The organism is Streptomyces sp. NPDC090083 (assembly GCF_044747445.1).
Taxonomy (GTDB): Bacteria; Actinomycetota; Actinomycetes; order Streptomycetales; family Streptomycetaceae; genus Streptomyces.
In genome coordinates this window covers 1-23,877 of the sequence record NZ_JBIVED010000007.1, presented here as the reverse complement: position 1 = coordinate 23,877, position 23,877 = coordinate 1, and the positions used below count along the sequence as shown (strand labels likewise).

At 70.0% G+C, this 23,877-nt stretch carries 21 protein-coding genes and 1 riboswitch; of the genes, 5 read left to right on the top strand and 16 right to left on the bottom strand.

The features are described from left to right. Positions 1 to 135 precede the first annotated feature (135 nt). Positions 136 to 1,932, top strand: a complete 1,797-nt coding sequence (locus ACIPTO_RS24410; protein WP_401195546.1) for an AMP-dependent synthetase/ligase — start codon at positions 136 to 138, stop codon at positions 1,930 to 1,932. A 37-nt stretch (positions 1,933 to 1,969) separates the two neighbouring features. Here the strand turns inward: ACIPTO_RS24410 and ACIPTO_RS24405 are convergent, their stop codons facing one another. Both ACIPTO_RS24405 and ACIPTO_RS24400 read right to left on the bottom strand, forming a co-directional pair. Beyond that, on the bottom strand, positions 1,970 to 3,565 hold the full coding sequence (locus ACIPTO_RS24405) for a GMC oxidoreductase (protein ID WP_401196136.1): 1,596 nt from the start codon (positions 3,563 to 3,565) through the stop codon (positions 1,970 to 1,972). A gap of 517 nt (positions 3,566 to 4,082) precedes the next feature. After that, positions 4,083 to 5,243, bottom strand: coding sequence for a glycosyltransferase family 4 protein (locus ACIPTO_RS24400; protein ID WP_401195543.1), 1,161 nt, complete (start codon positions 5,241 to 5,243; stop codon positions 4,083 to 4,085). 131 nt (positions 5,244 to 5,374) lie between these two features. Here ACIPTO_RS24400 and ACIPTO_RS24395 point away from each other — a divergent pair, with 131 nt between their 5' ends. Then, entirely contained in the window at positions 5,375 to 6,610 is a 1,236-nt protein-coding gene (locus ACIPTO_RS24395; protein WP_401195541.1) for a glycosyltransferase 87 family protein, read from the top strand. Between the two features lie 17 nt (positions 6,611 to 6,627). On the opposite strand, the gene ACIPTO_RS24390 is transcribed toward ACIPTO_RS24395, so the two are convergent. The 5 genes from ACIPTO_RS24390 to ACIPTO_RS24370 form a co-directional block, all read right to left on the bottom strand. Then, the gene (locus ACIPTO_RS24390) at positions 6,628 to 7,818 is read right to left on the bottom strand and encodes a hypothetical protein (protein ID WP_401195539.1); all 1,191 of its coding nucleotides are present in this window, start codon (positions 7,816 to 7,818) and stop codon (positions 6,628 to 6,630) included. Between the two features lie 30 nt (positions 7,819 to 7,848). Further along, complete coding sequence (locus ACIPTO_RS24385) at positions 7,849 to 8,871, bottom strand: NlpC/P60 family protein (protein WP_401195536.1); 1,023 nt, start codon at positions 8,869 to 8,871, stop codon at positions 7,849 to 7,851. A gap of 241 nt (positions 8,872 to 9,112) precedes the next feature. Continuing rightward, entirely contained in the window at positions 9,113 to 10,147 is a 1,035-nt protein-coding gene (locus ACIPTO_RS24380) for an NlpC/P60 family protein (protein ID WP_366319950.1), read from the bottom strand. Between the two features lie 210 nt (positions 10,148 to 10,357). Then, positions 10,358 to 11,701, bottom strand: coding sequence for an NYN domain-containing protein (locus tag ACIPTO_RS24375; protein ID WP_401195533.1), 1,344 nt, complete (start codon positions 11,699 to 11,701; stop codon positions 10,358 to 10,360). Positions 11,702 to 11,739: 38 nt separating this feature from the next. Continuing rightward, positions 11,740 to 11,979: a hypothetical protein gene (locus tag ACIPTO_RS24370; protein ID WP_019067815.1), complete on the bottom strand. Its 240-nt coding sequence runs from the start codon at positions 11,977 to 11,979 to the stop codon at positions 11,740 to 11,742. Between the two features lie 159 nt (positions 11,980 to 12,138). On the opposite strand from ACIPTO_RS24370, the gene ACIPTO_RS24365 reads away from it, so the two are divergent. Together ACIPTO_RS24365 and ACIPTO_RS24360 are read left to right on the top strand one after the other, a co-directional pair. Further along, the gene (locus tag ACIPTO_RS24365; protein ID WP_366319953.1) at positions 12,139 to 12,873 is read left to right on the top strand and encodes a rhomboid family intramembrane serine protease; all 735 of its coding nucleotides are present in this window, start codon (positions 12,139 to 12,141) and stop codon (positions 12,871 to 12,873) included. Next, positions 12,870 to 13,151, top strand: coding sequence for an Lrp/AsnC ligand binding domain-containing protein (locus ACIPTO_RS24360; RefSeq protein WP_366319955.1), 282 nt, complete (start codon positions 12,870 to 12,872; stop codon positions 13,149 to 13,151). The genes ACIPTO_RS24365 and ACIPTO_RS24360 overlap by 4 nt, the downstream gene beginning before the upstream one ends. 54 nt (positions 13,152 to 13,205) lie before the next feature. Here the strand turns inward: ACIPTO_RS24360 and ACIPTO_RS24355 are convergent, their stop codons facing one another. The 6 genes from ACIPTO_RS24355 to ACIPTO_RS24330 form a co-directional block, all read right to left on the bottom strand. Further along, the gene (locus ACIPTO_RS24355; protein WP_401195529.1) at positions 13,206 to 14,567 is read right to left on the bottom strand and encodes an aminotransferase class V-fold PLP-dependent enzyme; all 1,362 of its coding nucleotides are present in this window, start codon (positions 14,565 to 14,567) and stop codon (positions 13,206 to 13,208) included. Positions 14,568 to 14,731: 164 nt separating this feature from the next. Further along, a riboswitch (SAM riboswitch) is annotated at positions 14,732 to 14,848 on the bottom strand. Between the two features lie 74 nt (positions 14,849 to 14,922). Further along, the gene (gene trpD, locus ACIPTO_RS24350) at positions 14,923 to 15,987 is read right to left on the bottom strand and encodes an anthranilate phosphoribosyltransferase (RefSeq protein WP_401195526.1); all 1,065 of its coding nucleotides are present in this window, start codon (positions 15,985 to 15,987) and stop codon (positions 14,923 to 14,925) included. A gap of 134 nt (positions 15,988 to 16,121) precedes the next feature. Further along, positions 16,122 to 17,759 (bottom strand): cytochrome bc complex cytochrome b subunit, encoded by a 1,638-nt coding sequence (locus tag ACIPTO_RS24345; RefSeq protein WP_366319961.1) that lies wholly within the window; start codon positions 17,757 to 17,759, stop codon positions 16,122 to 16,124. Further along, a complete protein-coding gene (locus tag ACIPTO_RS24340; RefSeq protein ID WP_366319963.1) occupies positions 17,756 to 18,811 on the bottom strand; it encodes a Rieske 2Fe-2S domain-containing protein in 1,056 nt (351 codons plus the stop codon). Before ACIPTO_RS24340 ends, ACIPTO_RS24345 begins: the two co-directional genes overlap by 4 nt. Beyond that, on the bottom strand, positions 18,808 to 19,617 hold the full coding sequence (locus ACIPTO_RS24335; protein ID WP_366319965.1) for a c-type cytochrome: 810 nt from the start codon (positions 19,615 to 19,617) through the stop codon (positions 18,808 to 18,810). The genes ACIPTO_RS24340 and ACIPTO_RS24335 overlap by 4 nt, the downstream gene beginning before the upstream one ends. A gap of 80 nt (positions 19,618 to 19,697) precedes the next feature. Beyond that, positions 19,698 to 20,318 (bottom strand): heme-copper oxidase subunit III, encoded by a 621-nt coding sequence (locus ACIPTO_RS24330; RefSeq protein ID WP_019067823.1) that lies wholly within the window; start codon positions 20,316 to 20,318, stop codon positions 19,698 to 19,700. 193 nt (positions 20,319 to 20,511) lie between these two features. Between ACIPTO_RS24330 and ACIPTO_RS24325 the strand changes: the two genes are divergently transcribed. Beyond that, positions 20,512 to 20,913, top strand: coding sequence for a hypothetical protein (locus ACIPTO_RS24325; RefSeq protein ID WP_366319967.1), 402 nt, complete (start codon positions 20,512 to 20,514; stop codon positions 20,911 to 20,913). Positions 20,914 to 21,242: 329 nt separating this feature from the next. Here the strand turns inward: ACIPTO_RS24325 and ACIPTO_RS24320 are convergent, their stop codons facing one another. The 3 genes from ACIPTO_RS24320 to ACIPTO_RS24310 form a co-directional block, all read right to left on the bottom strand. Beyond that, positions 21,243 to 22,508 carry an Ig-like domain-containing protein gene (locus tag ACIPTO_RS24320; RefSeq protein WP_366319969.1) on the bottom strand — a complete coding sequence of 422 codons (1,266 nt, stop codon included), beginning with the start codon at positions 22,506 to 22,508 and terminating at the stop codon, positions 21,243 to 21,245. A gap of 130 nt (positions 22,509 to 22,638) precedes the next feature. Beyond that, positions 22,639 to 23,037, bottom strand: coding sequence for a cytochrome c oxidase subunit 4 (locus ACIPTO_RS24315; protein WP_366319971.1), 399 nt, complete (start codon positions 23,035 to 23,037; stop codon positions 22,639 to 22,641). Then, positions 23,034 to 23,877, bottom strand: an 844-nt coding sequence (locus tag ACIPTO_RS24310; RefSeq protein WP_401195521.1) for a cbb3-type cytochrome c oxidase subunit I, incomplete at its 5' end; no start/stop codon positions are given. The genes ACIPTO_RS24315 and ACIPTO_RS24310, both read right to left, overlap by 4 nt.

Here is a 23,877-nt window from a genome sequence, read left to right as displayed (position 1 = left end):
GGCGGGTAACGTCCGGGCAGTCCAGTCGTGCTCAGGATTTCAACCACCGGGTCCTGACGCACCTGCCCGAGCCGTGGACCGGACCGTCGCATCACACAACGTCGTGGCGCCGGCGCCCTATGAGGAGCAGCAGTCTTGCGCGAGTTCAGCCTTCCGGCTTTGTACGAGGTCCCTGCGGACGGCAATCTGACCGACATCGTCCGCAGAAACGCCGCGCAGCACCCAGATGTGGCCGTGATCGCCCGCAAGGCGAACGGCGGCTGGCAGGACGTGACCGCCACGGCCTTCCTCGCCGAGGTGCACGCCGCCGCCAAGGGGCTCATCGCCTCCGGTGTCCAGCCCGGCGACCGGGTCGGCCTGATGTCCCGCACGCGCTACGAGTGGACACTGCTCGACTTCGCGATCTGGTGTGCGGGCGCCATCACCGTGCCGGTGTACGAGACCAGCTCGCCGGAGCAGGTCCAGTGGATCCTCTCCGACTCGGGCGCGACCGCCGTGATCGTCGAGCAGGACGGACACGCCGCCGCCGTCGAGTCGGTGCGGGCACACCTGCCCGCGCTCAAGAACGTCTGGCAGATCGACGCCGGCGCCGTCGACGAGCTGGACCGCGCGGGCAAGGACGTCACCGACGCGACCGTCGAGGAGCGCAGCTCGCTGGCGAAGGCCGACGACCCGGCGACCATCGTCTACACCTCCGGTACGACCGGCCGCCCCAAGGGCTGTGTGCTGACCCACCGCAGCTTCTTCGCGGAGTGCGGCAACATCGTGGAGCGGCTGCGCCCGCTGTTCCGCACCGGCGAGTGCTCGGTGCTGCTGTTCCTGCCGCTCGCGCACGTCTTCGGGCGGCTGGTGCAGATCGCGCCGATGATGGCGCCGATCAAGCTGGGCCTGGTCCCGGACATCAAGCACCTCACCGATGAACTCGCCTCGTTCCGGCCGACGTTGATCCTCGGTGTGCCGCGCGTCTTCGAGAAGGTCTACAACTCGGCGCGCGCCAAGGCGCAGGCGGACGGCAAGGGCAAGATCTTCGACAAGGCCGCGGACACCGCGATCGCCTACAGCCAGGCGCTGGACACCCCGTCGGGTCCGTCCCTGGGCCTGAAGATCAAGTACAGGACGTTCGACAAGCTCGTCTACAGCAAGCTGCGCGCGGTGCTCGGCGGCAGGGGCGAGTACGCGATCTCCGGCGGTGCCCCGCTGGGCGAGCGCCTGGGTCACTTCTTCCGCGGCATCGGCTTCACGGTCCTGGAGGGCTACGGCCTGACCGAGTCCTGCGCGGCCACCGCGTTCAACCCCTGGGACCGCACGAAGATCGGCACGGTCGGCCAGCCGCTGCCCGGCTCGGTCGTGCGCATCGCGGACGACGGCGAGGTGCTGCTGCACGGCGAGCACCTGTTCAAGGGCTACTGGAACAACGAGGCCGCCACGGCCGAGGCGCTGGCCGACGGCTGGTTCCACACCGGGGACATCGGCACCCTCGACGAGGACGGCTACCTCAGGATCACCGGCCGCAAGAAGGAGATCATCGTCACCGCGGGCGGCAAGAACGTCGCCCCGGCCGTGATCGAGGACCGGATCCGCGCGCACGCGCTGGTCGCGGAGTGCATGGTCGTCGGCGACGGGCGGCCCTTCGTGGGCGCGCTGGTCACGATCGACGACGAGTTCCTGGGCCGGTGGGCGGCCGAGCACGGCAAGCCGGTGGGTTCCACCGCGGCGTCGCTGCGTGACGACCCGGATCTGCTGAGCGCGATCCAGGACGCGGTCGACGACGGCAACGCCGCGGTGTCGAAGGCGGAATCGGTGCGGAAGTTCCGCATTCTTTCCTCCCAGTTCACGGAGGAGTCGGGCCACCTGACGCCGTCCCTGAAGCTCAAGCGCAATGTGGTGGCGAAGGACTACGCGGACGAGATCGAGGCCATCTACCAGAAGTAGACGGGCCGTTGGGACTTCACGAACGTCCCCGGGAGGTTCAGAAGTCCTCGGCGAGGACCCGTTCCAGCGTGCGCTCGGCGAGCGCGGTGATCGTGACGAACGGGTTCACGCCGATGTTGCCGGGCACCAGCGAACCGTCCGTGATGTAGAGCTTCGAATACCCCTTCACCCGGCCGTAGTTGTCGGTCGCGTTGCCCAGCACGCAGCCGCCGAGCGGGTGGTAGCAGAAGTCGTCGGCGAACACCTTGTTGGCCGTGCCGAACAGGTCGTAGCGGTAGATCGTCGCGTTGGCCGCGTTGATCCGGTCGAACAGCTTCTTCGCCATGGCGACCGAGACCGCGCTCTGGGCCGCGGTCCAGCCCAGTTTCACCGTGCCGCTCGCCGAGTCGTAGGTGAACGAGGCCCGTTGGGGGTTCTTGGTGATCGCCAGATAGAGGCTCACCCAGGTCTCGAAGCCGATGGGCAGCGGGGCGATCTCCGCGAAGACCGGGTTGGCGGTGTTGGCCCAGTCGTCGATGCCCATGACCGGCATCGTCGACTGGTTGGCCCCGGTGGTGTCCCAGATGTGGTTGGCGCGGCCCACCATGGTGTTGCCGTTGGGCCCCCAGCCCGCCCCGACCGTCGCGTCGAGCGCGGGCAGCGTGCCCGTGTCCCGGGCGCGGACGAGGAGTTCGGTGGTGCCGAGGCTGCCGCCGCCGAGGAACAGATAGGTGCAGCTGTACTGCTTGGTCTCGACGACCGCGCCGGTGTTGTCGATCCGGTCGACGGTCAGGACGTACGACCCGTCGCTCGCCCGGGTGATCGCCCGCACCTTCTCCAGGGTGTGGATGGTGACCTTGCCGGTGCCGAGCGCCGCGGCGAGGTAGGTCTTGTCGAGGCTCTTCTTGCCGTAGTTGTTGCCGTAGATGACCTCCTGGGCGAGCGCGGACCTGGTGGCGGTGCCGGCCGCCTCCTGCTGCATGTAGCCGAAGTCGTAGACGTTGGGCACGAAGGTGGTCTTCAGGCCCGCGTTGGTGGCGGCCTTCCGTGAGGTACGGGTGAACTGGTACCACTCCGTCGACTCGAACCAGGTGGGGTCGACCGTGTTGACGCCGAGCATGGTGCGGGCGCGCGGGAAGTACGTGCCGTACATCTGGGTGGCGTCGACGGTGGGGAACTGCTCGGTGAAGTACGACTGGAGCGGGGTGACGGCCATGCCGCCGTTGACCAGCGAGCCGCCGCCGACGCCGCGGCCCACGTAGACGGACATGTTGTCGTAGTGCACGCGGTCCAGGACGCCGGGGTACAGGCCGATGTCCTTGTTGACGACGTCCAGCCACAGGAAGGTGGCGAGCGGGGCCTCGGTGCGGGTCTTGAACCACATGGAGCGCTGGTCGGGGGCGGCGGTGGAACAGAAGACCTTGCCGTCCGCGCCCGGGGTGTTCCAGAGGCGGCCCATCTCCAGCACGAGGGTGGTGATCCCGGCCTGTCCGAGCCGGAGCGCGGCGACCGCGCCGCCGTAGCCGGAGCCGATGACGATCGCGGGGGCGGTCTGGACCGCCGCGGGTTCGACTGCGTCGGGCTGTGCGGCCTGGGCGGACTGGAGGCTGATACGGGTGAGACCGGCGGCTGCGGCGGTCTGGAGGGCGATCATGCCCAGTATGTGACGTCTCGTCAGCTGATGCTGCGTCAGTTTTGCTGTCATGCGCGCAGCATGTGCGGATTATTCGATTCCGCCAAGGGGCTGCGCCGGTTTTGTGGTGCGGTGGGTGAGTGGGTGCCGAGTGCGGGTGCGGGTCGGTAGGGGCTGGGTGCGCGGTTCCTCGCGCCCCTCAAAAGCGGGGGTGTGACGCCGGCGGCCCCGTCGAGCGGGCCTGTTCCAGGGGCGCGAGGAACCGCGCACCCAGCCCTCACGGACCCGCACCCATTCACCCACCCCTGCCTTTCAGGGGCGCGGGGAACTGCGCGACCAGCCCCCACCGGCCCGCACCCACCCACATACCCACACACCCCCGCCCCTCAGGGGCGCGAGGAACCGCGCAGCCGGCACCCACCAACCCGCACCCATCAACACACCCAGGCACTTCTGGGGCGCGGGGAACTGCGCGGCCAGCCCCCACCGGCCCGCAGCCGCAAGGTCACCGCATCCGGCGCCCCAGATGGCGCCCCGGTCACACCTCTGGTGGCGCCTGGAGCAGTGCCCGGAGTTTTTCCGCCAGGAGGTCCCAGCGCCAGCGTTCCTCCACCCATCGCCGCCCCCGCTCCCCCATGTTCCGCCGGAGTTCCGGATCGGCAAGCAGCGCGACGACGCGGTCGGCGGCCTCCTCCGGCGAGCCGCCCCGGACGACCCAGCCGGTCTCACCGTCGAGCACCGCGTCCGGCGCCCCGCCGGAGTCCCCGGCGACGACGGGCAGCCCGGTGGCGGACGCCTCCAGGTAGACGATGCCGAGCCCCTCCACGTCCAGCCCCCCGCGCCGCGTCCGGCAGGGCATCGCGAAGACGTCCCCGGCACCGTAGTGCGCGGGCAGTTCGGCCCAGGGCACGGCCCCCGTGAACCGCACGGAGTCGGTGACCCCGGTCTCCCGCGCGAGCCGGCGCAGCTCCTTCTCGTACGGCCCGCCGCCCACGACCAGCAGCACCGCGTCCGGCTGCCGGGCGAGGATCCGCGGCATCGCGAGGATCATCGTGTCCTGTCCCTTGCGCGGGACGAGCCGGGAGACGCAGACGACCACGGGCCGGTCGGTGAGGCCGAGCCGCGCCCGGACCTCCGCTCCGCCCGACCCGGGGTGGAAGACCTTCTCGTCGACGCCGGGCGGCAGTTGGACCATCCGCCCGGCCGCCTCGGGACTGAGCGCGGGGGCGATGCGCGAGCGCGTGTACTCACCGAGGTAGGTGATCGTGTCGGTGGACTCCCCGATGCGGCGCAGGAGTTGACGCGAGGCGGGCAGCTGCGCCCACCCCGCCTCGTGCCCGTGGGTCGTGGCGACCAGCCGTTCCGCGCCGGCCTTCCGCAACGCCGGCGCCATCAGTCCGAGCGGCGCCGCCGCCCCGAACCACACCGCCGTACAGCCGTGTTCACGCAGCAGCCCGACGGCCGTACGGGTCGCGGCGGGCGTCGGCAGCAGCATCGTCGTGGTGTCCCGTACGACGGTGAAGGGCTGCTCGGCGTCGAACGCGGCCGTCGCCTCGGCGCCCTCCCGCCCCCGCTTCCATGTCGAGGCGTACACGACGAGCCGTTCGGGCTCCAGTCGTAGCGCCATGTTGTGCAGAAAGGCCTGGATGCCGCCGGGCCGGGGCGGGAAGTCATTGGTCACGATCAGGGTCTTGCGCACGCGGCCGACCCTACCGGCCGCACCGGAGGACGACTCACAGGCCCGCACGGCCGCGCTTCATGGCCATCGCACAGCAGATCGGGAGAACATGTGGCCCACATCCGCAGGCACGGCACGGAACAGGGGCTCAGGTGGAGATCGCGGGCGCGGGACGGCGGCTGGCGCCGCTGCTGGGAACCTGGGCTCTGACCCGGGTCGTGCTCCTGCTGTTCGTCTTCAAGGTGCTCGTGTTCCCCGGCCCGGACGTCACCAGTGACGTGTCGGTGATCTACCACGGCTGGTACGGGACGCTCCGCCACGGCGGCTTCCCGCTGGACGACGTCACCTGGCAGTACCCGCCCGCCGCCGCCCTCCCGATCCTCTCCCCCGCCCTGCTGGGCTTCCTGGACTACGCGTCGGCGTTCTTCGTGCTCGCCCTCCTCGCCGACCTGACCGTCCTGGTGCTGCTCGGGTACACGGGCCTGCGCCCCGGCCGCACGCTGCGCGGCGCCTGGGTGTGGAGCGCGGGTGTCCCCCTCCTCGGCCCGACCGTGTACGCGCGCTACGACGTGATGGTGACCGCGGTGGCGGTGGCGGCCCTGCTCGCGGGCGCCCGCCACCCCCGCGTGATGGGCGCGCTGGCCGGCTTCGGCGCGCTGCTGAAGGTGTGGCCGGCGCTGCTCCTGCTGGGCGCGGTCAGGCGCCGCGCGTGGGGGGCGGCGGCGCTGACGGTGGTGGCGGTGGGGGGCCTCTTCGCAGTGTCGATGCCGGGCGCGTTCGCCTTCCTGGCCTTCCAGCGCAACCGGGGCACGGAGGTGGAGTCCCTCGGCTCGCTGGTCTTCCACGTGGCCCGCCACTTCGGCTGGCAGGGCCAGGTCCTCCTGAACTACGGCTCGGTGGAGTTCGTCGGGCCGTACGTCGACTGGGTCAGCACGGCCGCCCTGGGGCTGACCGCGATGGCCTTCGGCTGGCTCATGTTCTGGCGTCTGATGGCGGGCCGCTTCCTCCCGCACACCCTCGCGGACGCGGCCTTCGTCGCGGTCCTGATGTTCACGGTCACCAGCCGGGTCATCAGCCCCCAGTACGTCGTCTGGCTGATCGGGCTCGCCGCCGTCTGCTCCTGCTTCCGCGCCAGCCGCATGCGCCGTCCGGTCGCCCTGGTCCTGGCCGCCGCCTTCGTCACGGTGCTGGAGTTCCCGGTCTGGTTCGCCCATGTGGTCGCCAGCGACGCCCTGGGCGTGACGCTGCTGATCGTCCGGGACGGTCTGCTGGTGGCGGCGGCGCTCGTCGCCGCACGCGAGCTGTGGCGGGCGTCGGTCACCTGGGCGGACGTGCCGCCGCTGCCGACCCAGGCGACGCGCTCGAAGGCCACGTCGGCGTCTTCCTGAGGCATGTCCCGTCCGGGTCAGCCGAGTTGGCTCTCCAGGTACTCCCGCCACTCCGCCGTGAACTCCGCGGGCGTCAGCCCGAGCACGCTCTTCAACGCGTCCTCCACCGCTCCCGGCCGCTTCTTGTGGGTGCCGACCGCGCGGTAGAACGCGCCCAGTCGGTCGACCCCCCACCGGTCCTCGATCATCCGGCAGGCCATCCACCCGCCCTCGTACGCCTGGGCGAGCTTCGCCGGGTCGCTGCTGAAGCCGAAGTCCTTGTCGGCGGGGAGGGCGGCGGGGAGGTCGCCGTCCTGGACGGCGCTGTGGAGTTCGGGGGCGGCCTGGGCGGGGGTGCGGCCGGTGCCTCGGTAGCCGATCCAGTCGGCGTAGCCCTCCGAGAGCCAGAGGGGGGTGGCGGAGGTGGTGTGGGCGCGGGTCGCCACGTGGGTCGTCTCATGGGTCAGGACGACCTGCTTGCCCACCGCGCCGAGCATCGCGTACGCCTCCGGGTTGACGATGATCCGGTCGGCGGGCGCGCTGCCCGAGCCGCCCGCCTCGCCCGTCGTCACGGCGGCGATGCCCCGGTAGGAGGCGGCCGGTGAGGCCAGGAGGCCCGCCATGCCGTCCAGGGAGGCGGGGACGAGCACGACGACGTGCCGGGTCCAGTCGGTGCCCCAGGCGCCGGACACGGCCGGTACGGCGTGGTCGGCGAGGGCGCGGTAGTCGGCGAGGCCGTCGGCGGACTGGCCGACGCCCATCACCAGGCTGTGCGCGCCCTTGACGACGCTCACCCTCCCCTGGTCCCACAGCTGCTGGCCGGCCTTCTTCGCGGGCTTGTCGGAGTCGACGTACCACTTGCCGTCGGCGGTCAGGCCGAGGGTGAGGACGCGGCCGACGGTGACGGGCGCGGTGTCGTAGCCCCTGACCTCGTAGCTCAGGTCGGCGTCGGCGGTCGCGGTGGCGCCGGTGCGGTGGAGGGCGGTCAGGCGGTAGGACCAGGAGGCGAAGGGGACGGCGCGCAGGTTCTCGTACGCGGTGCGCGCACCGGTCCGGGTGTACGCCGTCTCGTCGTGGTGCAGGACCGCCGCCGACCGGCTGTCCAGCAGCCGCTGCACATCCGCCCGCGCGCTGTCCGTCGCCGGCTGTCCGCCGCACGCCACCAGCGGGACGAGGAGCAGACCCAGCGCGAACACTCCGGAGCGCGACGCCCGCCCACGACCAGTCACTTCCCGATCGTACGACCCTTTCGCGCCGGTTCAGACCCTCGTGACCGACGAGACGGGCATCATGCCGACCGGGTCGTAGCGCACCGGCGCGCCGGGGTAGGGCGCGTGGATGACCTGGCCGTTGCCGACGTACATGGCGACATGGCTGGCGTCGGAGCGGTAGACGACGAGGTCACCGGGCTGGGCCTGGGAGAGCGGGATCCGGTGGCCGGCGTAGCGCTGTTCCTGGGAGGTACGCGGGAGGTGGACGCCCGCGTGGGCGTACGACCACTGCATCAGGCCGGAGCAGTCGAAGCCGCCGGGGCCGTTGGCGCCCCAGATGTACGGCTTGCCGAGGGCGGTGCGGGCGGCGGCGACAGCGGCGGCGGCGCGGCCCGAGGACGGGACGCCGGCGCCGAGGTCCGGGATGTCCTCGCGGGAGGAGCGGGAGGCCCGGTCGAAGGAGGCGCGTTCGGCGAGCGGCATCCGGTTGAGCAGTTGCCTGGCCCTGGCGAGCTTGCGCTCGACGGTCCGCTTGTGGGTGGCGACGGCCTTGCGGCTGCGCTCCAGCTCGGCGAGGCGCCCGGCGGCCTCGGTGCGTTCCTGGGCGAGTTCGCGCATCGCCTCCTGGAGGTCCTTGAGCTGCTCGGCCTGCTGGGCGGTGATGCGGTCGAGGACGGAGGCCTTGTCGAGGTAGTCGGCCGGGTCGTCGGAGAACAGCAGCGCGACGGTGGGGTCGATGCCGCCGGAGCGGTACTGGGCGCCGGCGAGTGAACCGAGCGCGTCCCGCATGGTGTTGACGCGTTGCTGCTGCCGGGCGATCCGGTCCTGCGCGTCGCTCACCTGCCGGCGCAGCTGCCCGGCGGTCTCGTCGGCCTTGTCGTAGGCCTCGGTCGCCCGCTCCGCCTCGTGGTAGAGCCGGTCCACCTCCGCCTTGGAGTCGTCGTGCGGCGCGGCCACGGCGGAGGTGGCCGGCAGGGCGCCGAGCGCGGCGGCGGCTGCGCTGAGCACGCAGACCGCGGCGGCGGCGCCTCGGTCGAACCCGGACGGTGCAGGGCGGCGACGGGATCCCACGGGGAGTCGCACTCCTTCCGCTGGCGGACACGGACCGCTCCCCCGGAGCGGGGAAACGCGCCAGACAGTAGCTCTGTGAAGGGGTGCGGGCCAAAGACCGCCGCAGGCACACAACGTGACGCCCCGCCTCTGACGCAGGTCATCGGCGGGGCGCGGGGTCAGCCTGGTGTGTCGTGATTCGCCCGTTCGGGCGGTGCGCAGGGGCCGGAGAACGACCCGGGCGCGACCGGATGCGGACGGATCAGATCCGGACGCCGAACTCGAAGGTCATGTTGCCGATCGCCTCGTAGCGGACCACGGCGCCGGTGTGCGGGGCGTGCAGCACCTGGCCGTTGCCCGCGTAGAGGCCGACGTGGTGGAAGTCGCCGTAGAAGATGACCAGGTCGCCGACCTTGAGGTCGCTCTGGCTGTAGATGCGGGTGCCGGCGTTCGCCTGCGCCTCGGAGGTGCGGGGTATCGAGACGCCGGCCTGGGCGTAGGCCCAGGAGGTGAGGCCGGAGCAGTCGAAGGAGGAGGGGCCGGAGGCGCCGTAGACGTACGGGGAGCCGATCACGGACTGGGCGGCGGCGAAGGCGGAGGCCGCGCGGCCGGAGGCGGAACCGGTGTTGCCGAGGTTCACGCGCGAGGTGGAGCGGGAGGCCGCCTGGGCCTGCTCCTGGTCGAGGGCCGCCTTCTCGGCCGCCGTCAGGGTGTTGAGGAGCTTCTGGGCCGTGGCCAGCTTGGCCTTGACCTCGTCCTTCTTCTTCTTGAGCTCGGTGCGGGTGGCGGAGAGGTCCTTGAGCTTGCTGCTCGCCTCCGCGCGCTCCTGGGCGAGTTCGCGCTGCTTGCCCTGGATCTTCGTGAGCGCCTCGACCTGCTGGCTGCTCAACTGGTCCATCGTGGACGCCTTGTCGAGGTAGTCGTCCGGGTCCGAGGACAGGAACAGCTGGATCGACGGGTCGATGCCGCCGGTGCGGTACTGGGCGCTCGCCATGGTGCCGAGGCCGTCGCGGAGCTTGTTCAGCTCCTCCTGGCCGCGGGCGACGTTGTCCTGGATGGTGGAGATCTCCTTCTGGAGCTTCTCCTGCTTCTCCTGGGCGCCGTCGAGCTTCTCGGTGGCCTGCTCGGCCTGCTCGTAGAGGGCGTCGACCTTCGCCTTGACCTCGTCCTTGCTGGGCTTCTCGCTCGGCGCGGCATTCGCGGCCTGGGCACTGAAGGCAACGGCGGCTGCGGCTGCGGTGGTCAGCACAGTCACACGCGTGCGGCTCGGCTGCTTCGGTCGACGATGGGACGCCACGGAGTCGAGCTCCTTCTATTGAGTGATCACCCGTTCGGAGGTTCGAGGCCTGACCCTAGTGACACTCCTGTGATCAGTTCAAATCCTCACACGAAAAAATGCCGTCACTCACAGCATTCTTTGCACATAACCAACGTGCAGTGATGGCCGATTGACGCTACGTTGCGTGACAGTTCGGCCAATTCAGGCATTAAACCTGTACGTTGACGTTCACGACAGTCGCTTCAGGAGTACCGCAGAAGCGACGGGCCGCGCGCCCGCCTTCGCGATGCCGTCGGCCACCTCGCGGTCGGTCGACGCGACGATCACCGGCCGGCCCGGCGGCTCGGCACGCACCAGCTGACGGATCAACTCGTCGGCGGTGACGCCCGGTTTGGAGAACAGCACCCGCACCCCGCGCGGCGGCGCGAGCAGCACGGGCGCGGCCAGCTCGGCCCCGTCGAAGACACAGGTGACCTCGGCGCCGGTCTGCGCGGCGAGCTGCGAGAGCTGCCCCAGCAGCCTCAACCGCTGCTTCTCCAGGGGCATTTGGGGGTAGCCGGTCTTCGTGACGTTGTAGCCGTCGACGACCAGGTGGGCCTGCGGCAGCGCGAGCAACTGGTCGAGGATCGCGGGGTCGTTCTCCGACAGCGCCCGCGCCGCGATGTCCTTCGGGGTCATTCGTCCCGGTTCGACCGCGTCGACGGTCTCGGCGGGCCGCACGGACACCGGCGGCAGCGCCAGCTCGCGGCGCAGCCCCTGAGCCGCGTCCAGCACGGTGTCGAGCAGCAGCCGGACCCGCATGTCCTCGACGCTGCGGCCCTCGCGGGCGGCCTTGCGGGTGGCCTCCAGGGCCGCCTCGGCCTCACCGAGCCGGGCCTTCAGGCGGCGGCTCTCGCTCTCGGCGGCGGACACCTGGGTCTGGCTCTCGGCACGGCCGGCGTCCGTCTCGGCCCGCAGCTTGCGCAGGGCGGCCTCGCCGCGCTTGACGTCACTGTGGGCGGCACGCAGCTTGCGGTGAAGCGATTCCGCTTCCCTCTTCGCCGCGTCCAGCTCGGTGCGCAGCCGCTCGGTCTCGGCCCGGGTCGCGTCCCGCGCCTGCGTCAACTCCTCGCGCAGCCGCTCCAGTTCGGCCCGGCTCTCCTCGTCGGCGCGCTCGGCGTCGGCCCGCAGCGCCTCCTCGCCCGCGGCGGTGACGAGCTTCACCCAGCCGGTGGGGCGCAGAACATAGGCCGCGGCCGCCACATCGAGCGGGTCCGCGGCCGGGGGCGGCGAGCCGGAGTCGAGGGCTGCGGCCAGCTCCGGCTGGGCCTCTCTCAGCTTCTCCCCGATGCGCTGTCTGAACAGCGGATCGGTCTCCAGCGCGGCGGCCATCGCGTTCCCGGCGAACTTGGCGCGCCGGTTGGGGGCGAAGCGGGCGTACTGTCGCAGCTGCGCGGGCAGTTCGGCGACGGTGAGGCCGCCGAAGCCGTCGGAGACGATCTGCACGACCCGCTTGCGCACACCGTCGGGCAGCGGACGGTCGAGCACCTCGGCGGCGCCGTCGCCCGGCCCCCCGCCCGAGTTCTCCACCATCCCTCACACCCCAACCGTCCGTGCGGGGCCTCTCCCTCTCAGGAGCCGGCGCCCGGCCTGTCCACGAGTTCCACCTGATCCACGGCGTTGCACCAGCGGCAGCGCACCGACTCGATGGTCTCACTGACCACCTCGCGCTCCTCCACCTTCGGCTCACCGGCCAGGTCCAGGTGGAGGTACTCCACGACCTTCGACGAGCGCGTCACGTCGAAGCGCGTGAGGTTGCCGCAGAGGGTGCAGCGCCACCGCGTCGAGGCGGTCGGCAGGGGAACCGTCATCGTGGCTGTCCGCTTCCTTCGTTCCAGTTTCCGTGATCGCCGGTTTCCCCGGCGAGTGTGGCTCGTAACCCTACGGCCTGGCGGGTACTCACCGCTCGGCCGTCCACAGCGGCGATTCACCCTGTCCCGTTGCGTCCCGTTACGTCATGCTCTGTAGACATGATCAGCAACTGGGGCCCGGCCCTCGCCAGGACGTTCCGCGGCACATCGGCACCGATGACCTACGCCCTGATCGGCCTGTGCTGCCTGATCTTCGTCCTGGGCCCGGCCTCGGGCTTCGTCCCGTCCTACGGCACCGGGGACACGCTGCTCGCCGCGCAGCGGGCGTACTTCCGCCGCTGGGGCGTGGTCCCGGCCGACCTGTTCGCCCACCCCGCCCGCGAGGCCCTGACCCCCGTCACGGCCCTGTTCATCCACGGCAGCTGGATCCACCTCCTCGGCAACATGCTCTTCCTCTACGTCTTCGGAGCGATGACCGAGGAGCGGCTCGGCCGAGTCGAGTTCACCCTCTTCTACCTGGTCTGCGGGTACCTCGCGCTGCTCGGCTACGCGGTGGCCAACACCGGCTCCGACCAGTCGCTGGTCGGCGCGTCCGGGGCGATCTCGGCGGTTCTCGGGGCGTTCCTGTACCTGTTCCCCCGGGCCCGCGTGACGAGCCTGCTCCCCTTCCTCTTCTTCCTGCCGCTGCGCTTCCCCGCCTGGGTCGTGCTGCCGTTCTGGGCGGCCCTGCAGTGGCTGGCGGCGGGCCGGGCGGCGACGGGACCGGGGGTGGCGTACCTGGCCCACCTGGTGGGCTTCGGGCTGGGGTTCGGCTACGCCTGGGTGCGGTTCGGCCGTACGACTAGAGTTGGGGCCGCCCCAGCAACGGTCCCCGAGGGAGAGAACCAGCCGTGATCACCGCGATCGTCCTCATCAAGACCAGCGTGGACCGGATTCCGGAGATCGCCGAGTCGATCGCCGCGCTCGAATCCGTGAGCGAGGTCTTCTCCGTCACCGGTACGTACGACCTGATCGCGATGGTGCGGGTGCGGGAGCACGAAGACCTGGCCGATGTCATCCCCGGGCGGATCTCCAAGATTCCCGGGGTGGAGGGGACGGACACGCACGTGGCGTTCCGGACGTACTCGCAGCACGACCTCGAGGCGGCCTTCGCCATCGGGCTGGATTCGTGAGGCCTGGCCCCCAGGGGGTGTCCCTGAGGGGGCTTGTCCCTGAGGGGGCCTGACTCACGCCGCCGGGACGCAGCGGCCGTTCTCGGTGCGGTAGTTCCACTTGGCGCCGTCGGTCACCAGTTCCCGCACCGCCGTCACGAAACGCTCCACGTGCTCGTCCGGGGTGCCCGCGCCGAAGCTGACCCGGATCGCGTTGAGGGACTTCTCGCCGGGGGCCGCCTCCGGGGCACCGCATTCGCCCTGGGCCCCGGGGTCGGTGCCCAGCAGGGTGCGGAGCAGGGGGTGGGCGCAGAAGAGGCCGTCCCTCACTCCGATGCCGTACTCGGCGGAGAGGGCGGCGGCGAAGTGGGAGCTGTTCCAGCCGTCGACGACGAACGAGATGACGCCGACCCGCGGGGCGTCGTCGCCGAACAGCGACAGGACCCTGACCTCGGGGACCTCGGCCAGGCCCGCCCGCACCTGCGCGATCAGGTGCTGCTCGCGGGCGACCAGGGTGTCGAGACCGGCCTCGGTGAGCGCCTTGCAGGCCGACGCGATGGAGTAGGCGCCGATGACGTTCGGGGAGCCCGCCTCGTGCCGGGCGGCACTGTCGTGCCACTCCACGTCCACTCCCCCGTCCTCGCGCCGCGTGACCTTGCGGCTGGCGCCGCCGCCCGCGAGGTAGGGGTCGGCGGCCCGGAGCCAGTCGGCCCGGCCGGCGAGGACGCCCGAGCCGAAGGGGGCGTAGAGCTTGTGGCCGGAGAAGGCGATCCAGTCGACGTCGAGGTCCCGCACGGAGACCGGGTGGTGCGGGGCGAGCTGGGCCGCGTCCAGGACGATCCGGGCGCCGTGGGCGTGCGCGGCGGCGGCCAGCTCGCGGACCGGCCACAGCTCGCCGGTGACGTTCGAGGCGCCGGTGACACAGACCAGGGCCGGGCCGTGCGGGTCGCGGGCGGCGAGGGCCCGCTCCAGGGTCTCGACGGCCTGGCCCGGGGTGCGCGGGGCGTCGAGGTAGGTGACCCGGGCGTCCTTCCAGGGCAGCAGCGAGGCGTGGTGCTCGGTCTCGAAGACGAAGACCTGGCAGTCGGCGGGGAGCACCGCGGCCAGCAGGTTGAGGGAGTCCGTCGTGGAGCGGGTGAAGATCAGCTGGTCGTCGGGGCGGCAGTCCAGGAACTCCTCGACCGTCCTGCGGGCGTTCTCGAACAGGTCGGTGGAGAGCTGCGAGAGGTAGCCGGCGCCGCGGTGCACGCTGCCGTAGTACGGGGCGTAGGCGGCGACGTCGTCCCAGACGCGCTGGAGGGCGGGGGCGCTGGCCGCGTAGTCGAGCGCCGCGTAGGTGACCTCGCCGCCCGTGACGAGCGGGACGGTGACATCCCGGCCGAGAACAGGCAGCGGGGCACAAAGGGTGCGGGCGGCGGCAACGGTGGTGACAGACATGGCGAACTCCCGTGAGAGGCAGGCGAATTCACTGCGCGAGCCGACACGGCTACGGCGCAGGAGAAGAAGAAGGGGGTATGCGGAGGCGGGGCTCGACGCCCTATCGCATTCGCTTGCTCACAGAGGGCTCCCTCGATGACCAGGACCCCTGGTGTCTTTCGAGGGGCCCGCGCTTGCCGCAGACCTCGCTGCCTACGGCCTGGTCTTCACCCGGGGCACCCCGCCACGGACGGAGGGTTGCCGGACAGTCGGCCGGGGCCTCATGACTGTCACTCATGACCTGATCGGAAAACCTACGCGAGGTGATCGTCGTCCCGCAACCCGTGTCCGGATCGCGGGACGACGACCCGCTAGGTCACGCGTTGCTCGCCGCCGCCCAGCGCTCCAGCGTGCGCTTCGCGGCCCCGGAGTCGATCGACTCCCGCGCCTTGTCCATCCCGGCCCGGATCCGGTCCGCCAGCGGCCCGTCCCCGGCCTCCAGCGCCACCAGGGCAGCCGCCGAGTTCAGCAGTACGGCGTCCCGCACCGGGCCCGTCTCGCCGTCCAGGAGGCGGCGGGCCACGTCCGCGTTGTACTCGGGGTCGGCACCGCGCAGGGCCTCCACCGGGACGAGTTCCAGGCCCACGTCCCGCGGATCGAAGGCCTCTTCGGTGACCTTGCCGTCGCGGACGTTCCAGACCCGGGAGGTGGCCGTGGTCGTCAGCTCGTCGAGGCCGTCGTCACCGCGGAACACCAGGGCGGAAGAGCCCCGTTCGGCCAGGACGCCCGCGATCAGCCCGGCCATGCGGGTGTCGAAGCAGCCGACCGCCGACGAGGTGACCTTCGCCGGATTGGTCAGCGGGCCGAGCAGGTTGAACGCGGTCGGCACCCCCAGGTCCCGCCGGACCGCGCCCGCGAAACGCATCGTGGGGTGGAACTTGGCCGCGAAGCAGAAGGTGATCCCGGCCTCCTCCACCACCTGCGCGACCCGCTCGGGCGACAGGTCGAGGTTGATGCCGAGCCGCTCCAGGACGTCCGAGGAGCCGCTCGCCGAGGAGGAGGCGCGGTTGCCGTGCTTGACGACCCGCGCACCGGCCCCGGCGATCACGATGGCGGACATCGTCGAGATGTTCACCGTCTTGGCCCGGTCGCCGCCGGTGCCGACGATGTCGACCGCCGGTCCCGGGATGTGCAGCGGCTTCGCGTGGGCGTACATCGTCTCGACGAGCCCGGTGATCTCCTCGACCGTCTCGCCCTTGGCCCGCAGCGCCACCAGGAAGCCCGCGATCTGCGCGTCGGCCGCCTCGCCGCTCATGATCCGGTCCATCGCCCACGCCGTGTCGGCGGTGCTCAGGTCCTGTCCGGCCAGCAGCGCGCTCAGCACGTCGGGCCAGGAACGGGCCGCCGCGGTGTCGCCTCCAGCGGGGGTCACAGCGCTCATACGGCCGCTCCTGAGTGTCGTAGAAACCTGCTCTGCATACGCGTCCCCACCCTATCCAGCGCGGGACACGGCGAAGGGCCCCGTCCGGTGTTCGGACGGGGCCCTTCGACCGTGGCGTGGCGACGCCTCAGCGATCAGTGGTGGCCGTGGCCGCTCGTGATCTCCTTGTACTCCTCGACGGTGGGCTTGGGGATCTGCGACTCCTCGCCGTAGTACGCCTCGCTCAGCTTGGCGCGCAGCTTCTCGGAGCCCTTGACCTTGCGCTCGACACCGTTCTCGTCGGTCGTCGCGCCGATCGCGGCCGGCGCGTACTGCTCGTGCGCGGTGAGCGTGTGCAGCGCGTCCTGGCTGAGCGGCTCGTGGATCTCGACGAACTCACCGTGCGGCAGGCGCTTGATGATGCCGGACTCGCGGCCGTGCAGCACCTTCTCCCGGTCGCGGCGCTGGAGGCCGAGGCAGACCCGCTTGGTGGCGATGAAGACCAGCACCGGCACCACGAAGAAGCCGACGCGCACGAACCAGGTGATCGAGTTGATCGACAGGTGGAAGTGCGTGGCCCAGATGTCGTTGCCGCCACCGACGAGCAGGACGAAGTACCACGAGATCCACGCGGCACCGAAGGCCGTACGGGTCGGGGCGTTGCGCGGGCGGTCCAGGATGTGGTGCTCGCGCCTGTCACCGGTGACCCAGGCCTCGATGAACGGGTAGACCGCGATCGACACCAGGACCAGCGGGAAGATCACCAGCGGGATGAACACGCCCAGGACGAGCGTGTGACCCCAGAAGTTGATCTCCCAGCCCGGCATGACACGGATCAGGCCCTCGGAGAAGCCCATGTACCAGTCGGGCTGGGCGCCCGTGGAGACCATGTCCGGCCGGTAGGGGCCCATCGACCAGATCGGGTTGATCGACGCGATCGCCGCGACGGCCGCGATGACACCGAAGACCAGGAAGAAGAAGCCTCCGGCCTTGGCCATGTAGACCGGCAGCAGCGGCATGCCGACGACGTTGTTGTTCGTCTTTCCGGGGCCCGCGAACTGCGTGTGCTTGTGGTAGAAGACCAGGATCAGGTGGCCGACCACCAGGCCGAGCATGATGCCCGGCAGCAGCAGGATGTGGATCGAGTAGAACCGCGCGACGAAGTCGCCGCCCGGGAACTCGCCGCCGAAGAGGAAGAACGACAGGTACGTGCCGACGATCGGCACGGACAGGACCGCGCCCTCCATGAAGCGGACACCGGTGCCGGAGAGCAGGTCGTCCGGGAGCGAGTAACCGGTGAAGCCGGTGAACATGCCCAGGACGAACAGCAGGAAGCCGAACAGCCAGTTGACCTCACGCGGCTTGCGGAACGCGCCCGTGAAGAACACACGCATCATGTGCACGAACATGCCGGCGAGGAAGATCAGCGCCGCCCAGTGGTGGATCTGCCGGATCAGCAGACCACCGCGCACATCGAAGGAGATGTGCATGGTCGAGTTGAACGCCTCCGACATCAGCTGCCCCTGGAGCGGGACATAGCTGCCGTGGTACGTCACCTCGTTCATCGACGGGTGGAAGAACAGCGTCAGGTACACACCCGTGAGGATGATGATGATGAAGCTGTAGAGGCAGACCTCACCCAGCATGAACGACCAGTGGTCGGGGAAGATCTTGCGCATGTTGGACTTGGCCAGGGAGTAGATCCCCAGGCGCCCGTCCGCCCAGTCGGCGATCTTCTCGCCGGCCGGTGCCTTCTCGCGCGAGCGCGAGTCGGTGTTCGTCGTAGTACTCATCCGCGCTCCCAGAATGCAGGACCGACGGGCTCATCGAAGTCGCCGAGCGCCTCGAGGTAGCCCTCGTCGCTCACGCCGATGCGCAGCTGCGGCAGGGCGTGACCGGCCGGGCCGAAGATCACTCGGGCACCGTCGGAGAGGTCGAAGGTGGACTGGTGGCACGGGCACAGCACGTGGTGCGTCTGCTGCTCGTACAGGGAGATCGGGCAGCCCACGTGGGTGCAGATCTTCGAGAAGGCGACGATGCCCTCGTGCGCCCACTCCAGCTCGCGCTTGTCCTTGATGTTGTCCGGCTGGAGCCGGACGATCATCAGCGCGGACTTCGCGATCTCCGTCTGGAACTCCTCGTCGGTCTCCTCCAGGCCCTCGGGCTTGGCGAAGGTGAGCGAGCCGACGGCCACGTCCGAGGGACGCAGCGGCAGGTTCGTGTTCATGTTGACGAGAAGCTTGCCCTTGGACCACAGCGTGTGGCGGAGCTTCGTCCCCGGCAGCGGACCCAGGTCGCGCAGCAGCATGACACCGGAGAGCGGGAACAGGGCCAGCGCGCCGAACATCGTGTTGCGGATCAGCTTGCGACGGCCGAGCGCCGACTCCCTGGCACCGTCCTTGAAGTCGGCCATGACCTTGGCCTTGACCTCGGGGGGCGCCTCGATCGCGTGCCGCTCGTCGGCGATCTCCACGTCGGACATCAGGGTGCGGGCCCAGTGGACCGCGCCCGCGCCGATGGTGAAGAGCGCTCCGCCGAGGGTCAGACCCAGCGCGAAGTTGAGCGCGCTGATGTGACCGATCGGGAAGACGAAGATCGACTTGTCGGCCGGGATCGCCACGTACGAGGCGATGAAGCCGACCGTGAGGAGCATCGACAGCGTGAACAGGAAGGCGACGACGCGCTCGGACCGCTTGGCGGCCCGCTCGTCGATGTCCTGGACACGGTGCTCGTGCGGGGGCAGTCCCGGGTCGGCGAACGGGTCGTGCTCGTCCGCCACCGACACCGCGCTGTGCGCGTCCTGCTCAGCGGGCAGGTTCTCTTCTGGAATGTCTTTGCTACTCATGACTTCTTGGCCTTTGCGGTCCGAGCGGCGACCCAGACGGCTACCGCGATCAGCGCGCCCAGACCGAAGATCCAGGCGAAGAGACCCTCACTGACCGGACCGAGACCGCCCAGCTCAAGACCGCCGGGGCTCTCGGTGTTGTCGCCGTTGACCGCGTTGAGGTACGCGATGATGTCCTTCTTGTTCTTCGACGACAGCGTGGTGTCGGGGAAGGAAGGCATGTTCTGCGGGCCGGTCTGCATGGCCTCGTAGATGTGCTTCGGAGCGACACCCTCAAGACTCGGCGCGAACTTGCCGTGCGTCAGCGCGCCACCCTTGCCGGTGAAGTTGTGGCACTGGGCGCAGTTGGTGCGGAACAGCTCGCCACCCTTGGCGATGTCCGAACCCTCCGGCCCGTACTCGTTCTTCGTCGGGATGACCGGACCGGCGCCCAGCGAGGCGATGTACGCCGCGAGCTGGTCGATCTCGGCCTGCGAGTAGATGACCTTCTTGGCCGGGATCTGAGCACCCGGCTGCTGCGCCGGCATACGGCCGGTGCCGACCTGGAAGTCGACCGCCGCGGCGCCGACGCCCACAAGGCTCGGACCGTCGGAGGTGCCCTGACCGCCGGTGCCGTGGCAGCTTGCGCAGCCGACGGCGAACAGCTTCTTGCCCTCGTCGATGGCGAGGGACTGGGCGGACTCGTCGGCCTGCGCCTTGCTCGCGGGAGCGAACGCGGCGTACAGCCCCCCAGTTGCCGCCAGCGCGAGGAGTAGGACGACGACCGCCGCCAGCGGATGGCGTCGTCGTGTGGAGAGCTTTTTCACGGATTACCCCGGTGTCAGGATCTTCTGCGTCGATGCTTCTGGAATGTGCGCTTCTTGGCTGCGCGCGGGATCGGGCCCGACTACTTGATCAAGTAGATCGTGGCGAACAGGCCGATCCAGACGACATCGACGAAGTGCCAGTAGTAGGACACGACGATGGCCGCGGTCGCCTGTTCGTGGGTGAACCTCTTTGCCGCGTAGGTACGTCCGAGGACGAACAGGAAGGCGATGAGGCCGCCCGTCACGTGCATGCCGTGGAAGCCGGTGGTCAGGTAGAACACCGAGCCGTACGGGTCGGAGGACAGCGACAGGCCGTCCTTCTTCACCAGCTCCGTGTACTCGAAGATCTGACCGCCGATGAAGATCGCACCCATCACGAACGTGATGATGAACCAGCCCCTGAGCTTCTTCACATCCCCGCGCTCGGCCGCGAACACGCCGAGCTGGCAGGTGAGGGAGGAGAGCACCAGGATCGTGGTGTTGGTCGCGGAGAACGGAAGGTTGAGATGGCTCGCCATCTCCTTCCAGTGATCCGGACCGGTCACCGATCGCAGGGTGAAGTACATCGCGAAGAGGGCCGCGAAGAACATCAGCTCGGAACTCAGCCAGATGATGGTTCCGACGCTGGTGAGGTTCGGCCGGTTGACCGACGGGTGCGCGTGCCCGGTTTCTACTGTCGTTGCTGTCGCCACGACCGACATTATGTCGGTCGCTTATCCCGCCCTCACTCCGGGGGGTGCCGTTCGGAGTGTCCGCAGCGTGTGTACTGCCCGTATGGCCCATCGCAGGGGTGTTCCAACAGGTGTTGACGGGGTGTTCAAAGGAGTAGCATCCGCCGCATCGGTACCCGGGGTTCCCGATCGACACGGTGCTTCTCAGATACGTGGAGGAACAATGCAGCCGACTGCCACGGTGCTCGTCTACAGCGACGACTCCAACACCCGCGAGCAAGTACGGCTGGCCACCGGGCGCAGGCCCGCTCCGGACGCCCCGCTGGTGGAGTTCCTGGAGTGCGCGACGCAGGCCGCGGTCGTGAAGGAGCTGGACCGGGGCGGGATCGACGTCTGTGTCTTCGACGGTGAGGCCGCGCCGATGGGCGGCATGGGGCTGTGCCGCCAGATCAAGGACGAGATCTTCAACTGCCCGCCGGTGCTGGTGCTCATCGGACGGCCCCAGGACGCCTGGCTGGCCACCTGGAGCCGTGCGGACGCGGCGGTGACGCTGCCGGTGGACCCGGTCGAGTTCGCGGCCTCGCTGGCTTCTCTGCTGCGCCACAAGCGGGCCTTGAGCGCCTAGGCCGTGTCCGCAAAGTCCTGTCTGCCGCGCGACGCCATGCACGCTCCCCCACTGCCTGAAGGGCGTGGGAGGTGCCCCCACTCGCCGCACCGGGCGAAAGCCCGAGTACGCCCAGTACGAGGGCTTCCGCCCGGCACGCCGAGAGCACGCACCTGACGCCGCGCGGCCCGCCCTCCGGGCGAACGACAGGACTTTACGGACACGACCTAGCCGGCCTTGAGCGCCCGGCGGGGCGGGGCGCGAGGTGAGCGGCGGCCGCGGGCCCGCTGCGGCCGGTCGCGCCCACGCGGCGGAGCCGCACAGGTCACGGCCCCGCGCCCCTGGGTGGGTCACGCCGACTCGGGACGGAGCCTCGCCGCGTCTTCCGGCCGGGGGCCGTCGGGTGTCCCGCCGACCAGCGCGCTGCCGCTCCGCCAGTTCTTCCAGCCGAGGTTCCAGTCGCCGAAGCCGTTGCCGAAGGGCTCCATGTCGTCGCCGTTCGAGTTGACGACCTTGACGACGTCACCCTCATGGATGGTGTCGAAGAACCACTCGGCGTTGCCGGTGCTCATGCCGGTGCAGCCGTGGCTGACGTTCTCCGAGCCCTGGGAGCCCACCGACCAGGGGGCGGCGTGGACGTACTCGCCGCTCCAGGTGACGCGGGTCGCGTAGTACACGGGGAGGTCGTACGAGTCCGAGGAACCCTCGGAGATGCCGACGGTGGTTCCGCGCATCCGTACGAAGTACTCCTTGCCGAGGACGACCTTGACGCCGTTCCGGGTCTCGAAGCCGGGCTTGCCAGTGGTGACGGGGATCTCGTTGATCTGCTCGCCGTTGCGGTAGACCGTCATCTCGTGGGACGCGGCGTCCGTCACGGCGACGATCTTGTCGCCCGTGGTGAGTTTGAGGTCCTTCGAGGCGCCGCCCCAGAGGCGGTCGCTGATCTTCACGCCGTCGAGGTTGCTGTGCACCTGGATCGTGGCGTGGGCGGGCCAGTAGTCCTTGGGGCGGTAGTGGAGTTCCTTGTCGTCCACCCAGTGCCAGGCGCCCTCCACGGCGGGCACCGAGTCCACTCTCAGGGCGCGTTCCACGATGGCCCGCTGCGCCTTGTCCTTGACGGGCTTGTTCAGTTCGGCGGTGACCGGCTGGCCGACGCCGTACGTGCCCGCGTCCGGGCCGAACGTGACGGTCAGGCTCTTCTTCGTGGTCGGCTTGGTGGTGTCGAAGGTGAGGACCCTGCGGCCGGGGGCGCCGTCCTCGTTCTCCGTGCTCACGCGGACCGTGTAGTGGGCGTTGGCGGCCAGCGGGGAGGTGCTGTGCCAGCGGGTGCCGTCGGCGGCGAGTTCGCCCGTGACGTAGCGTCCCGTGGCGTCCGTGGCCGTGACGTCCGTGATGCGCCCGTCGTCGCCGGAGGCGGTGACCTGGAGGGGCTTGTCGGGGTCGGCCTTCTTCCCGTTGCCGGACGGGCCGTTGAAGGAGATCTGCCCCGCCGCGTCGTACGGCTTGTCCGACAGCGGGTTGCCGCCGTCGGACCCGCAGGCGGTGGCGCCCACGCCGAGGGAGACCACCAGCAGGGTGCAGCCGACGACGGTGCGGGTGCGCGGAGAGTGGCTCATGAGCCGAGGTTATGAAGCTTCGTCAGCCGCGGCGCGGTGGGTCACTCGGACGAGGGACCGGCATTGCGGCATAAGCACGAGCCCGGACCCTCCTGACGGAGTGTCCGGGCTCGTGGGGGTTCAGCGCGTGCTACTGGGTGCGGTTCTCACCGCGGTAGTACTCGAAGACCCAGCCGTACAGGCCGACCATGATGATCGGGGCGGAGAAGTACAGCAGCCACCAGCCGATCGCGATCGCCAGGAAGGCCAGTGCGCCACCGACGCCGAGGGCGAGGGGCTGCCAGCTGTGCGGGCTGAAGAAGCCCACCTCGCCGGCCTCGTCCGCGACGTCGGCCTCCTTGTTGTCCTGCGCGAGGGTGTCGATCCGCCGGGCCGTGAAGCCCAGGTAGAAGCCGACCATGATGCACAGGCCGAAGGCCATGAAGAGGGCCGTGGTACCGGCCGCCTCCTTGGACCAGACGCCGTAGACGACGGCCATGACCAGCACGAAGACGGCCAGCCACATGAACATCCTGCCCTGGACCTTCACTTGCCCGCCTCCTTGCCGCCGGCGAGGGCCTTGTCACCGTGGTGCGCGTTCTCGAGCTGGTCGAGAGCGGCGATCTCCGGGTGGTGCAGGTCGAACGCCGGGGATTCGCTGCGGATCCGCGGCAGGGTGAGGAAGTTGTGCCGCGGCGGCGGGCAGGACGTCGCCCATTCGAGCGAACGGCCGTAGCCCCACGGGTCGTCGACCTCGACCTTCTTGCCGTACTTGGCCGTCTTCCACACGTTGTAGAGGAACGGCAGGATCGACAGGCCGAGCAGGAAGGAGCTGATCGTCGAGACCGTGTTCAGGGCGGTGAAGCCGTCGGCCGCGAGGTAGTCCGCGTAACGACGGGGCATGCCCTCGGCGCCCAGCCAGTGCTGGACCAGGAAGGTGCCGTGGAAGCCGATGAACAGCGTCCAGAAGGTGATCTTGCCGAGCCGCTCGTCGAGCATCTTGCCGGTCATCTTCGGCCACCAGAAGTGGAAGCCCGAGAACATCGCGAACACGACGGTGCCGAACACGACGTAGTGGAAGTGGGCGACGACGAAGTACGAGTCCGAGACGTGGAAGTCCATCGGCGGCGAGGCCAGGATGACACCGGTCAGACCACCGAAGGTGAAGGTGATCAGGAAGCCGGTGGCCCAGAGCATCGGGGTCTCGAAGGAGAGCGATCCCTTCCACATGGTGCCGATCCAGTTGAAGAACTTCACGCCGGTCGGTACGGCGATGAGGAACGTCATGAAGGAGAAGAACGGCAGCAGGACTCCGCCGGTGACGTACATGTGGTGGGCCCACACCGTCACGGACAGGCCGGCGATGGAGATGGTCGCGGCGACCAGGCCC